The 12763-nt window shown below is 62.1% G+C and carries 13 protein-coding genes and 1 pseudogene; 12 read left to right on the top strand and 2 right to left on the bottom strand.

Annotated features, from left to right (window positions below; all coding sequences use genetic code 11):
- Nucleotides 1–224: 224 nt before the first annotated feature.
- From aroC to H7688_RS01990, 11 genes and pseudogenes are all read left to right on the top strand, one after another.
- Nucleotides 225–1406, top strand: a complete 1182-nt coding sequence (gene aroC / locus H7688_RS02035) for a chorismate synthase (RefSeq protein WP_183359355.1) — start codon at nucleotides 225–227, stop codon at nucleotides 1404–1406.
- Between the two features lie 106 nt (nucleotides 1407–1512).
- Nucleotides 1513–1968, top strand: a pseudogene (locus H7688_RS22460) (shikimate kinase); the annotation flags it as partial.
- Between the two features lie 24 nt (nucleotides 1969–1992).
- Nucleotides 1993–3081, top strand: a complete 1089-nt coding sequence (aroB, locus tag H7688_RS02030; protein WP_198424450.1) for a 3-dehydroquinate synthase — start codon at nucleotides 1993–1995, stop codon at nucleotides 3079–3081.
- 1 nt (nucleotide 3082) lies between these two features.
- A complete protein-coding gene (locus tag H7688_RS02025) occupies nucleotides 3083–4345 on the top strand; it encodes a tetratricopeptide repeat protein (protein ID WP_183359353.1) in 1263 nt (420 codons plus the stop codon).
- Nucleotides 4335–4697 carry a roadblock/LC7 domain-containing protein gene (locus H7688_RS02020; protein ID WP_183359352.1) on the top strand — a complete coding sequence of 121 codons (363 nt, stop codon included), beginning with the start codon at nucleotides 4335–4337 and terminating at the stop codon, nucleotides 4695–4697. Before H7688_RS02025 ends, H7688_RS02020 begins: the two co-directional genes overlap by 11 nt.
- Nucleotides 4698–4702: 5 nt before the next feature.
- On the top strand, nucleotides 4703–5152 hold the full coding sequence (gene aroQ, locus H7688_RS02015) for a type II 3-dehydroquinate dehydratase (RefSeq protein ID WP_183359727.1): 450 nt from the start codon (nucleotides 4703–4705) through the stop codon (nucleotides 5150–5152).
- A gap of 21 nt (nucleotides 5153–5173) precedes the next feature.
- Nucleotides 5174–6241, top strand: a complete 1068-nt coding sequence (locus H7688_RS02010; protein WP_183359351.1) for a M24 family metallopeptidase — start codon at nucleotides 5174–5176, stop codon at nucleotides 6239–6241.
- A gap of 24 nt (nucleotides 6242–6265) precedes the next feature.
- Entirely contained in the window at nucleotides 6266–6739 is a 474-nt protein-coding gene (gene accB, locus H7688_RS02005) for an acetyl-CoA carboxylase biotin carboxyl carrier protein (protein ID WP_183359350.1), read from the top strand.
- 222 nt (nucleotides 6740–6961) lie between these two features.
- On the top strand, nucleotides 6962–8302 hold the full coding sequence (gene accC / locus H7688_RS02000) for an acetyl-CoA carboxylase biotin carboxylase subunit (RefSeq protein WP_183359349.1): 1341 nt from the start codon (nucleotides 6962–6964) through the stop codon (nucleotides 8300–8302).
- Nucleotides 8303–8305: 3 nt separating this feature from the next.
- Nucleotides 8306–8692 (top strand): glycine cleavage system protein GcvH, encoded by a 387-nt coding sequence (gene gcvH / locus H7688_RS01995; protein WP_183359348.1) that lies wholly within the window; start codon nucleotides 8306–8308, stop codon nucleotides 8690–8692.
- 223 nt (nucleotides 8693–8915) lie between these two features.
- On the top strand, nucleotides 8916–9749 hold the full coding sequence (locus H7688_RS01990) for a menaquinone biosynthetic enzyme MqnA/MqnD family protein (protein ID WP_183359347.1): 834 nt from the start codon (nucleotides 8916–8918) through the stop codon (nucleotides 9747–9749).
- Between the two features lie 105 nt (nucleotides 9750–9854).
- On the opposite strand, the gene H7688_RS01985 is transcribed toward H7688_RS01990, so the two are convergent.
- Both H7688_RS01985 and H7688_RS01980 read right to left on the bottom strand, forming a co-directional pair.
- Entirely contained in the window at nucleotides 9855–10307 is a 453-nt protein-coding gene (locus tag H7688_RS01985; RefSeq protein ID WP_183359346.1) for an NUDIX domain-containing protein, read from the bottom strand.
- A 391-nt stretch (nucleotides 10308–10698) separates the two neighbouring features.
- Nucleotides 10699–10992 (bottom strand): PxxKW family cysteine-rich protein, encoded by a 294-nt coding sequence (locus H7688_RS01980; protein WP_183352874.1) that lies wholly within the window; start codon nucleotides 10990–10992, stop codon nucleotides 10699–10701.
- A 240-nt stretch (nucleotides 10993–11232) separates the two neighbouring features.
- Between H7688_RS01980 and H7688_RS01975 the strand changes: the two genes are divergently transcribed.
- Nucleotides 11233–12651 carry a phosphoglucomutase/phosphomannomutase family protein gene (locus H7688_RS01975; RefSeq protein ID WP_183359345.1) on the top strand — a complete coding sequence of 473 codons (1419 nt, stop codon included), beginning with the start codon at nucleotides 11233–11235 and terminating at the stop codon, nucleotides 12649–12651.
- Nucleotides 12652–12763 lie beyond the last annotated feature (112 nt).

Here is a 12763-nt window from a genome sequence, read left to right as displayed (position 1 = left end):
AACGACAACTTGTAACCGCAGTATCAAATGCCAGGTTAATCCCTGGCATTTGTTTGTGGGGCTGCAAAATTCCAGTCAGTCCGGCAGACAGTAAAATTGGCACTTTCTTTTTGATTGTAATTAAAAATATTGTTAGTATCCGAACGGCAGTCTGGGGACCAGCCTCCTCGCCCGTGCACTCCGGGCACTTACCCCTGGCTGAGGACCCTTCTTAAGGAGCAGGCATGTTGAGATACCTAACCGCAGGCGAGTCGCACGGGCCGCAGTTGACGGCCATCGTGGAAGGACTCCCCTCCGGACTTAAGTTGACCGAAAGCGAGATCAACCAGCACCTGGCGCGCCGGCAGGGGGGCTACGGCCGCGGCGGCAGGATGCTCATCGAAACGGACAAGGCGCGGATCCTCTCCGGCGTGCGCTGGGGCGAGACGCTTGGCTCGCCGGTCACCCTCGTGGTGGAAAACTCGGACTGGGTGAACTGGGAAAAACGGATGTCTCCCTTCGAGGAACACCGCGACCCGAGCATCGCGGTAACCCGTGCCCGGCCCGGGCACGCCGACCTGCCCGGTTCGCTCAAGTACCAGCACCGCGACGTGCGCAACATCCTGGAGCGCTCCAGCGCCCGCGAGACCGCGGTCCGGGTAGCGGTCGGTGCGGTTGCCAAGAGCTACCTGAACCGCTTCGGCATCTCGGTCACCGGATGTGTCGTGGAACTCTGCGGCATCGTTGCCACCCGCCCCGAGGTAAGCCTCAAGGAACTGCAGCACCTGATCGCCGTTTCCCCGCTCTACACCTACGACACCGAGGCCGAGACCCGCATGATCGAGGTGATCGACCAGGCCAGGGCCAAGGGCGACAGCCTAGGCGGTATCGTCGAGGTCCGCGTGACCGGGGCTCCGGTCGGCCTCGGGAGCCACGTGCAGTGGGACCGCCGGCTCGATGCCCGGCTGGCCGCAGCCGTTATGAGTATCCAGGCCTTCAAGGGGGTCGAGGTGGGGCTCGGGTTCGAGGCGGCCCGCAAACCCGGCTCCCAGGTGCACGACGAGCTCTTCTTCGATCCGCAGCGGGTGCTGCGTGGCGACCAGACCGGCTTCTACCGCACCACCAACAACGCCGGCGGCCTCGAAGGGGGGATCACCAACGGCGAGGAGATCGTGGTGCGCGGCGCCATGAAGCCGATCCCGACCCTGTACACCCCGCTGCAGTCGGTGGATATCGTCACCAAGGAGCCCTTCGAGGCAACCGTGGAACGCTCCGACGTCTGTGCGGTGCCGGCAGCCTCGGTGGTTGCCGAGGCGGTGGTGGCCATCGAGGTAGCCAACGCCTTCATGGAGAAGTTCGGCGGCGATTCCATTGCCGAGACCGCCCGCAACTACGCCGGGTACATCGAGTATTTGCGCGAGTTCTAGGGTCTCGACCTTAACTGTCCGGTTAGCCCGGTCCGACCGGTCGACGGATCGGGCCGCTGAACAAACGGAAACCAGAACCTTGAAAAACATCATCCTCACCGGCTTCATGGGGTGCGGCAAAACCAGCGTGGGGCGGGTACTTGCCACGCGCCTGGGGTTTCGCTACCTCGACCTCGACGAGGCGATCGTCCAGGAAGCCGGCGTCACTATCAAAGAGATCTTCGCCAACCAGGGTGAACCTGCCTTTCGCGAGCTGGAATCCCGGGTGCTGGGGCGGGTTGTCGCCGGAAACGGCCTGGTAGTTTCCACCGGCGGTGGCGCGGTGCTCTCGAGTGCCAACCGGACCCTGATGCGCGCCTCGGGCACCATTGTCAACCTGACGGCCTCGGTGGAAACCATCGCCGCGCGCGTTTCGGGGGACAGCGAACGACCGCTTTTGCAAAACGACCCGTCTCTGGAGCGGATCCGCACCATGCTGGAGGCCAGGGAGGGGTGCTACGCCGATGCCGACCTGCGCATCGCGACCGACGCGAAGAGCATCGAGGCCGTAGCCGATGAGATCATCCGCAGTGTCACAGGGGGGAATGTGCGAACAGATACGGTGAGGGTTGCTCTCGGAGAGCGCAGCTACGACATCTCCCTGGGGGCCGGAAACCTCGATACCCTGGGCCGGGTCTGCCGCGAACTGGAACTCTCGGGTAGCGCAGCCGTGGTAAGCAACACTACCGTGGCTCCTCTCTACTACGACCGGGTCCGCGCTGCGCTGGAGCAGGCGGGTTTCCGCAGCGTCCTGATCGAACTCCCCGATGGCGAGCAGCACAAAAACAGCACCACCTTGAATCTCATCTTTGACGGCCTGGTGGACGCCGCCCTCGACCGTGGCTCGTTCATCGTCGCCCTGGGAGGCGGGGTGATCGGCGACATGGCCGGGTACGCGGCAGCAAGCTACCTGCGCGGTATCCCGTTCATCCAGGTGCCGACCACGCTGTTGTCCCAGGTCGACTCGAGCGTCGGCGGCAAGACCGGCATCAACCACCCCAAAGGGAAAAACCTGATCGGCGCCTTTTACCAGCCACGCGCCGTGCTCATCGACGTGACCACGCTCGACTCCCTGCCGCAACGCGAGTTCCTCTGCGGGCTGGGCGAGATCATCAAGTACGGGGCGGTGCTCGATGCCGACTTCTTCAGCTTCCTCGAGGACAACGCCGAGCGTCTCCTGGCACGCGACAAGGAGGCCCTGATCCACGCGGTCGGACGGTCCTGCGCCATCAAGGCCCGGGTCGTCGAGTCCGACGAACGGGAAGGGGGGGTGCGCGCGGTCCTCAACTACGGGCACACCCTGGGGCACGCCGTCGAGACCCTGACCGGCTACTCGCAGTTCCTGCATGGCGAGGCGGTTGCCATCGGCATGGTCCAGGCAGCCAGGATATCTAAGGCCTTCGGCACCTGCAGCCAGGCGGACTGTGAGCGCATCGAGGCGCTCCTGGCCCGCTTCGGGCTCCCCCGGGAACTCCCGTGTTTCCCGGCCGCAGCCTATGCCGAGGCCCTCTCCCACGACAAGAAGGTCCGTGACAAGGGACTGCTTTTCATCTGCAACCAGGGAATCGGTGCCTACCATATGGAGAGAGTGAAAGACCTGAACGCGCTTTTGGAGATCTGTGGCATAGGAGAGTGACATGGTAGAAGAGGCAATTTCTTTTTGGAGCGAGATCCAGCGTTTCGAGAACATGCTGGAGGCCGACCCGCGCTCGCTCAGCTTTGCACCGCTCTCTGAGCTGTACCGCAAACTGGGACTGCTGGACGATGCCATCCTGGTCGCCAAAAAAGGTTGCAGACTTCACCCCGACTACCCGGGAGGCTTCTTCGCCCTGGGGGCCGCCTTCTTCGACAAGGGGATCAAGGACGAGGCGCGCAGCGCACTGGAGCGGGCCGCCGAACTCAACCCCGAACATGTCCGGGCCTTGAAGCTCTTGTCACAACTCTACGTGGATGAGGGCGATCTGCGGCTCGCCCAGAAGGTCCTGAACCAGGTACTGGTGCAAAACCCGGAGGATGCCGAGAGCGTACTGCTCCTGCAGTCCCTGGAGAGCATGCCGGATCTCTCGCCTGCCCTGGTAAGCGCCGCCCCGGAAGAAGACGAGGAGGAGATCATCGAGGATGTCGAGGTCATCGAGGACCTCGAACCTCTGGAGGATGAGCCGGAGGAGTTCCCGTCAGCCGGAACGGGGGTGCGCGATCCGCTCACCACGGCGACCCTCGCCGAACTCTACGTCTCGCAGGGCTTTCTCGATAAGGCGATCGCTATCTACCAGGAGCTCTCCGCCGCGGCTCCGGCCAACCAGGGGTACCGTCTGCGCTGGGCCGAGCTGAAGACGGCCTTGGACCACCAGCAGGCAGGCACGCTTCCCGCCGCCGATGTCACGTTCGATTTTCCCGCCTCCGATGAGGAACTGGAACTGGACGAGGACGCCCCCGCCTGGGAGCCGGTCGCCGCTCCCAAGTCCGGCCTCGATGCCCTCTTCACCCCTGATGAACCGGCATCCCCGCCCGCGACACCACTCTCCGCTGCACCTGTCGAGGCCCCGGCGTTCCCGAGCGCAGCACCTGCCGCTGCTCTGTTCGAAACCCCTGTCTTCGAGGTCGAGCCCGAACCTGCCGTGGCTCCCGTGCTGTCCGATCCCGAACCTCTCGACGCGTCGGGACCCGACGAGTTCACCGCGAACGATGCCTTTCCCGCTTTTGAAGATCTCGGTATCCTTGAAGAGCCGGAGCCCGTTACGGCGTCTCCCGCGCCGGGCGCACTCGAGGCCGAGCCGGCAACCGTGCAACCCGCTGCCGTATCTGCTGCGGCAACCGGAGGGGCAGGGGAGGAGGCCGAACTGGTGACAGAACTTTCCCGTTGGCTGGACAACATAAGGAGAAGAAAAGATGGGCTTTAAGAAGATCCTGCAGGCCCTGGTCGAGGATAACATCGGCGCGCTGGGCGGAGTCATCATGGGCTACGACGGCATCGCCATCGAGGAATACAGTGCGGCGACCACCGAGCTCGACGTGCCGACCCTGGCGGTTGAGTACGCCTCGGTGCTCAAGGAGATCAAGCGGACCGTAGGCGTCCTCAAGACCGGTGAGCTGCAGGAGGTTTCCATCATCGCCGACAACTGCATCGTCCTGGTGCGCGGGGTGAGCGACGAGTTCTTCGTCGCGCTGGTCCTTGCCTCGGATGGCAACTTCGGCAAGGCCCGCTACCTCCTCAAACGCGAGGCCCCCGGACTTAGGGAGTCGCTGCAATGAGCGCCATGAGTGTCGCCCCGAAGCGGATCCTGGTCCTGCACGGCCCCAACCTGAACCTCCTGGGTGTCCGGGAACCCGGGGTGTACGGCAGCACGACCCTGGAAGGGATCAACAGCGCTCTCTCCGCGCTGGCCCGCGAACTGGAGGTCGAGCTTAAAACCCTGCAGTCCAACTCGGAAGGGGCCCTGGTGGACGCCATCCAAGAGGCCATGGGGGACTGCCAGGGGATCCTGATCAACCCGGCAGCCTACACCCACACCAGCGTTGCCATCCGGGACGCCGTGGCGGCCACGGCGCTCCCCACCGTCGAAGTACACCTCTCCAACATCCACGCCCGCGAGGCGTTTCGCACCCACAGTTACCTGGCTCCCATTGCGGTCGGCCAGATCTGCGGATTCGGCCCGGAAAGCTACCTTTTGGGGCTTCGCGCGCTGGTAAGTGTGCTGGAGAAATAGATTGTCATCGAGGCGGCTTTTATGCTATCAAACAGAGTCTTGAAGGCCCGGGGGGCCCTGCAGAACGTCGGCGCGGATCTCCTGTTGATCACCAACCTCAGCAATATCAGGTACCTCACCGGCTTCACCGGAAGTGAAGGGACACTCTTGGTATCCCAGAGCGCCGGGTGGTTCCTCACCGACTCGCGCTACACCTCCCAGGCCGGCGCCCAGGTGAAGGGAGCCCAGGTCGTCGAGTTCTCGAACCGGCTCGACTCGGTGGTCGCGCTGGTCCGTGAGTCGGGCGCCGCAAGCCTCGCCTTCGAGGCGGGGCACATGAGCGTCCAGGCCTTCCGCGACCTCGAAGGGCGCCTCCCCGGTCTGCGCTTCATACCGGCTGACAATGAACTCACCCTCTTGCGGGCCGTCAAGGACGCCGAGGAGTTGCGGACCCTGGAGCGCGTGGCGCAGATCGCCTCCCAGTCGCTTCTGGAGATCCTCCCGCTGGCTAAGCCCGGAGCGGTGGAGAGCGAACTCGCCTGGGCACTCGAGGTTGCCATGCGGGAGCGTGGCGCCGAGGGAAAATCCTTCGATTTCATCGTGGCCTCGGGTGAGCGCGGCGCCCTGCCGCACGGCCGGGCCTCGGAAAAGCGGCTGGCCGCAGGAGAGCTGGTCACCTTCGACTACGGTGCACTCTTCGAGGGGTACTGCTCCGACGAGACGGTGACGGTGAGCCTGGGCGAGCCCGACAGCCGCCAGCGCGAGGTCTACGAGACGGTGCGGGTGGCGCAGGAGTTGGCCATCGAGGCGGTGCGCCCCGGGGTAAGCTTCAAGGACGTGGACGCCAAGGCGCGCGACTACATCGCCTCCAAGGGGTTCGGCCCGTACTTCGGGCATGGCCTGGGGCACGGGATCGGCATCGACATCCACGAGCCCCCCACGGCGTCGCCGCGCAGCACCCAGGTCATCGAGGAAGGGATGGTATTCACCGTGGAGCCCGGGATCTACCTCCCCGGATTCGGCGGGGTGAGGATAGAGGACAGCGTGGTCGTCGAATCCGATGGCTGCCGCAGGATAACGCAGGTACCCAAGCAGTTGATGATTGTTTAACACTGGAATGAAAAGGAGAGCAACGTGGATATAAAAGACCTGAAGACCCTGATCAAGATGGTAACCGAAACCGACATCACCGAGTTCGAGCTGGAAAACGCCGAAGACAAGATCGTCATCAAGCGTGGCTGCACCGTGGCCGCACCCCAGTTCCAGATGCCGCAGGCGGTTCCCTTCGCGTATGCTCCCCAGGCTGCCGCACCGGCCGCTCCGGCCGCCGCAGCTCCGGCCGCCGCCCCCGCTGCTTCCGCAGAGGAAGGGGATGCCGTCACCTCCCCGATCGTGGGCACCTTCTACCGCGCGCCGTCTCCGGAAGCAGCCCCCTACGTGGAAGTCGGCCAGGTCGTCGAGAAGGGGCAGGTCCTCTGCATCGTCGAGGCCATGAAGCTCATGAACGAGATAGAAGCCGAGTACCGCTGCAAGATCGTGCGCATCTGCAAAGAAAACGCGCAGCCGGTCGAGTACGGCGACCAGCTCTTCATCGTCGAAAAACTCTAGTCGGCTGAGGAGGGGGGGGACCCGGTTTACGGTTTACCCCCTCCTGCCCTAGCTGGCCCCTGACGGCAGCACCGCCTGAGGCGCGTGCCACAAGGGGAGGGCGAGTGGACCCTCGCCGCTACCACAAGGAACAGGGAGGCGACCCGTACCGGCAGCCCGCGCCTGGAGGATCATCCGATTCCCGCGCCTGCGGTCCCGTCGTCGCTTCCCCGGGAGATCAACATGTTTCATAAAGTTCTTATCGCCAACCGGGGTGAAATTGCCCTGAGGATCATCAGGACCTGCAAAGAGATGGGGATCAAGACGGTCGCCGTCTACTCCTCCGCCGACAAGGATTCGCTGCACGTGAAACTTGCCGACGAGAGCGTCTGCATCGGACCCGCTCCCAGCCTCTTAAGCTACCTCAACATCAACGCCATCATCTCCGCCGCGGAACTGACCGACGCCGAAGCGATCCATCCCGGCTACGGCTTTCTCTCCGAGAACCCGGTCTTCGCCGATGTCTGCGAGAAGTGCGGCATCACCTTCATCGGACCGACGGCCGAGAGCATGCGCATCATGGGCGACAAGATCTCGGCCCGCCAGGCGGTGATCAAGGTCGGCGTCCCCATCCTCCCCGGTACCAAGGAAGGGGTGCACGACGTCAACGAGGCGGTGCGCGTAGCCAAGGAGATCGGCTTCCCGGTCATCATCAAGGCGACCGCGGGCGGCGGCGGGCGTGGCATGAAGATCGTGCACTCGCCGGCGGCGCTTCCCAATGCCTTCGCCACCGCGCGTGCCGAGGCGCAGACCGGCTTCGGCAACCCCGAGGTCTACATCGAGCGCTACTGCGAGAACCCGCGCCACGTCGAGATCCAGATCCTGGCCGACAAGCACGGTAACGTGGTGCACCTGGGCGAGCGCGACTGCTCCATCCAGCGCCGCCACCAGAAGGTGATCGAGGAGGCCCCCTCCACGGTGACCACCCCCGAGCTGCGCGAGAAGATGGGTGCCGCAGCGGTTGCCGCCGCCAAGGCGGTCAACTACAACTCGGTCGGCACCATGGAGTTCCTGGTCGACAAGAACAACAACTTCTACTTCATGGAGATGAACACCCGCGTCCAGGTCGAGCACCCGGTCACCGAGATGGTTACCGGCGTCGACGTGGTGAAGGAGCAGATCCGCTCCGCCTACGGGTTGAAGCTCCGCTACACCCAGGACGACATCAAGATCAAGGGCCACTCCATCGAGTGCCGCATCAACGCCGAGGACTCGGTGAAGTTCACCCCGTCCCCCGGCAAGATCACCGACCACCACACCCCGGGCGGACTCGGCGTGCGTGTTGACTCCTTCGTCTACACGAACTACACTGTGGTGCCGCACTACGACTCCCTGATCGCCAAGCTCATCGTGCATGCCGACACCAGGGAAGAGGCGATCAAGCGGATGGCCCGCGCTCTCGACGAGTACATCGTCGACGGCATCAAGACCACCATCCCGTTCCACAAGCGCATCATGTCCAACAAGGATTTCATCGAAGGCAACATCGACACAGGCTTCATCGAACGATTAGTATTGGAGTAACGTATGGATTTTCCCGAGGAACTTAAGTACAGCAAGGAACACATGTGGGTACGTCTGGAAGGGGACCGTGCGGTCATCGGCATCACCGATTACGCGCAGGCGGAACTGGGCAACATCAGCTCCGTAGAACTTCCCGAACCGGGCGACGAACTGGAGCAGGACGATTCCTTCGGCTCGATCGAGGCGCGCAAGACGGTCGCCGAGCTGTACGCACCTCTCTCCGGGACGGTGCTCGAGGTGAACTCGGAACTGAGTAACGCCCCGGAGTTCATCAACGACGACCCCTACGACGCCGGCTGGCTGGTCGTTCTCGAGGTCCCGGACGCCGAGGAGATGAACCTGCTGATGGCTGCGGACGTCTACGAAGACTACGTGACCAACGGCGAGTAGCTCGGTACAACTTGGTGCAGTGCTGAAAAAGACGGAAGGTGCCTTCCGTCTTTTTCTTTTGCCGGCACTGAGTCGTACCGTGCGGTTTCTGCATCGAAAAGAGCCACGGTTGCCAGTTATTTGTTACCCGGTGCGGCTCAGTGAGTAAGCCAGTTTCGTCTTGATATTGACCGGGCCTTGGTATAGTCTGGCCTCGATTTCTTTGAAAGATTGGATGTACAACATGACACTTAACATCGGACACATCCGCTACGCCAACTGCACCCCCATTTTCACCGCGCTTGCCGCCCATTTCGACTGTTCCGGGTACCGCTTCGTTCCCGGCGTCCCGGCCCACCTGAACGCCCTGTTGAGGTCGGGTGGGTTAGATCTGAGCCCCTCCTCCTCCATTGAGTACGCTTCGGCCCATGAGCAGTACTGCCTGCTCCCCGAGCTCTCGATAAGCGCCATCGGCCCGGTGAAGAGCGTGCTGCTCTTCTCCCGCGTCCCCATCGAGCGGCTGGACGGCGCCACGGTGGGGCTGAGCGCCGAATCCGACACCTCCGTCAACCTCCTCAAGGTGCTCCTGGCCCGCAAGTACGGTTTTACCAACACCTATGAACGCACCCAGTCGCCGCTCACCATGGCCCTGCAGGAGTACCCCGCGGTGCTTCTGATCGGCGATGCCGCCCTGAAGGGGGCCCGGCTGGTAGGTGACTGGCGCGTCTACGATTTAGGTGAGCTCTGGCACGAGTTCACCGGCCTTCCCTTTGTCTTCGCGCTCTGGATCGTGCGCCGCGACGCGGTACGCGGCAAGGCTGCCGAACTGGTCGCCCTGGGGCGGGACCTGGTGGCCGCGAAGAAACTGGCCTACGCCTCCTACGCCGAGATCGCCGCAGGGTGCACCGAGAACGCCTGGATGAGTTCGCCGGAGCTGGTCGACTACTGGCAGACCATCTCCTATGAACTGACCCCGGCTCACCTGGAAGGGGCGCGCACGTTCTTCCGCCATGCATTCGAGATGGGATTGGTCCCCTCGCAGCCCGAATTGGTTTTTCTCGAGGAACTGGCCGGGTGAGATAGGGGTAGCTGCGAACATGCCAGGGTTGGGGGGTACTGCTAGCCAGGTAAACCAGCCGAGAATGCGACGGGGCGGGAGTCAGAAACTTCCGCCCCGTTTGTTTTAAAGGGCACCGGCAGCCTTGCGGGCGCGGTAGTCGGCGAGGATCTGGGCGTGGTCGAAACAGAGCGGCTCGGGGAGCGCTTCCAGGGGGAACACCTTGAGCCCGGCGGCGTCGTCGCCCGCCCGGGGAGTGCCCTGAGCCTTGGCGACGTAGACGGTGGAGATGTTGTGGCCCCGGGTGTCGCGTTTGGGGTCCGAGTAGCAACCGAGCAGTCGCAGGTCGCTGATGTCGAGGTCCGTCTCTTCCTTGGCTTCACGGATGGCAGCCGTCTCGAGCATTTCGCCGTAGTCGACGTAGCCGCCGGGGAGCGCCCAGCCGAAAGGTTCGTTGCGTCGTTCGATGAGCACGATGCCTTCAGTGAGTTCGATGATGATGTCGACGGTGGGGTGCGGGTTGCGGTAGTCCTTGACGCGAGCACCGCAGGCAGGACAGGTAAGGTAATCGTAGGCCATAAGTTCCTCCTCCGGGGGTAGTGTAACAGGGATAAACCGATAGAACAGGGATGAATGGGATGAACAGGATAAAACCTAAAAAAACAGGGATGAATGGGATACATGGGATAAAACCTAGAGCCTTAGAGCCTTAGAGCCTTAGAGCCTTAGAGCCTTAGAGCCTTAAAGCCTTAAAGCCTTAAAGTCGTAAAGCCTTAAAGCCTAAATCTTGGAATCTTATTGTCTTACAATCTTGGAACCTGTTTAAGATGTTTTGTTTTAAGCTTAGATTTTATCCCATTCATCCCATGTATCCCTGTTAGGTTCTTGTTTTTATCCTGTTTATCCCTGTTTGGGCACAAAAAAAGGGAGGACGAGTGTCCTCCCTTCGAGAGCGTTTGCCGAAGCGGAATTACTTCTTCTTCTTGGCGCCGGCTGCTTTCTTGGATGCCTTGAGCGGGTTGATCTTGGCATCGTCGGTTTTGATCTCGACCTTGACGTGGGTCGCGAAGTTGCAAATACCGTTGGCCCACTTCTTCTCCGGGGCCGGATAGGCGCTGCATACCTGACCGATGCTGCCGGTCACGACGCGGTCACACCCTTCGCAATTCTCGACAATGGTCTGGCACGAGCCTTCGGTAAAGACGCAACCCTGTTTGCCCCAGAACGTGCACTCGGCACCAGGAATAACTGTTTGACACTGCATGGGAAAACCTCCTGAATTACTTTGAAATCGTTGACGAAAGTTACTCTACCAATTTCGAAAGAAAAATGTCAACCCAAAATGTTTCTACTTTTTTTGCAGTTACTTGACTCTCCAAGGGGGATGCAGTAACCTTTACCAATTCTCATTTTAGGACCGATTTCGTAGGGGCTGGATCACACTCAGTTTCACCCCCGCGAGTCGTTTCCAAAAAGGTCCATTCATTAGATTAGGAGGGTTTTTATGCAGCGCATCACCTTTGGCACCTCGGGCTGGCGCGGTATTTTGTGCGAGGATTTTATCTTTGAAAACGTGAAAGTTGTGACCCAGGCCATTGCCGACAACGTGAAGGCGTCGGGTGAGGCCGGCAAGGGAATCATCGTCGGCTATGACTCCCGCTTCATGGGTGAGGGCTTTGCACGGGAAGCCGCCCGGGTGCTGGCGGGCGCCGGTATCAAAGTTTTCCTGTGCACGCGCGACACGCCGACGCCGGTCATCGCCTTCGAAGTCCTGCGCCGCAAGGCGGCCGGTGCCATCAACTTCACCGCGAGCCACAACCCTCCCGAGTACAACGGCATCAAGTTTTCTCCTTCCTCCGGCGGCCCGGCGCTCCCCGAGACCACCAAGGATATCGAGCGGCGCGCCAACGAGATGCTGGGCGAGATCTGCTACAAGGAGTGCAGCCTGGAAAAGGCCGCGGCTGACGGGCTCCTGGAAGAGATCGACCCGATGCAGCCCTATCTTGACGACCTGGCGAAGAAGGTTGATTTCCGGACCATCGCGAAGCTCGGGACCATCGCCGTCAACCCGCTCTACGGTACCGGCCGTGGCTATCTTGCGGAGCCGCTCGAGGCGCACGGCGTGAAGGTGGTGCAGATCAACGCCCACCGCGATCCCTACTTCGGTGGCTTCCCGCCGGAACCCTCGGAAAAGTACATCCAGGATTTCATCACCCTGGTGAAAAACGACCCCGCCATCCCCCTGGGGATCTCCACTGACGGCGACGCCGACCGTTTCGGCGTGGTGGATGGTGACGGCGGTTTCATCGAGCCCAACTATATCATTGCGTTGCTCCTCGACTACCTGATCCGGGTGAAAAAGATGACCGGTGGGGTGGGGCGCAGCGTGGCCACCTCGCACCTGGTGGACGCCGTTGCCAAACTGCACGGCGTTCCGGTGTACGAGACGCCGGTCGGCTTCAAGTATATTGGGGAGCTGATCACCCAGGACAAGATCATCATCGGCGGCGAAGAGAGCGCCGGCCTCACCATCAAGGGGCACGTGCCCGAGAAAGACGGCATCCTCGCCTGCCTCTTGGCGGCCGAGATGGTGGCCCATGAAGGAAAACCGGTGAAGGTGCTCCTCGAGGAGCTCTACCAGAAGGTCGGGCGCTATCTCACCAAACGGGTCAACATCACGCTTTCGCCCGAGCTGGAAGAGGCTTTCCCGGAGCGGATCAAGGCCACCCCCGCGAGTTTTGCCGGCGTGCCGGTGAAGCAGCTCATTACGGTGGACGGCAACAAGTTCCTCCTCGAGGACGGCAGCTGGCTCCTGTTCCGCAAGTCGGGAACCGAACCGGTCGTGCGGCTTTACTGCGAGGCCGCCAGCGAGGAGCGCCTGCAGGCACTCGCCGCCGCGGGTAGGGAGTTCATCGTCGGCTAGCGGTAACGGGTAACGAGATGGTAAATTGGGAGCGGCTTTGACCGGATGCGGTCGGGGCCGCTCTTTTTTGTTCCGGTAGAGTGAACCCCACCTCCTGCCTCTGCAGGCCGCC

Source organism: Geomonas limicola (genome assembly GCF_014193675.1).
GTDB classification, from domain to species: domain Bacteria; phylum Desulfobacterota; class Desulfuromonadia; order Geobacterales; family Geobacteraceae; genus Geomonas; species Geomonas limicola.
This window is presented reverse-complemented; position numbering and strand designations above follow the sequence as displayed.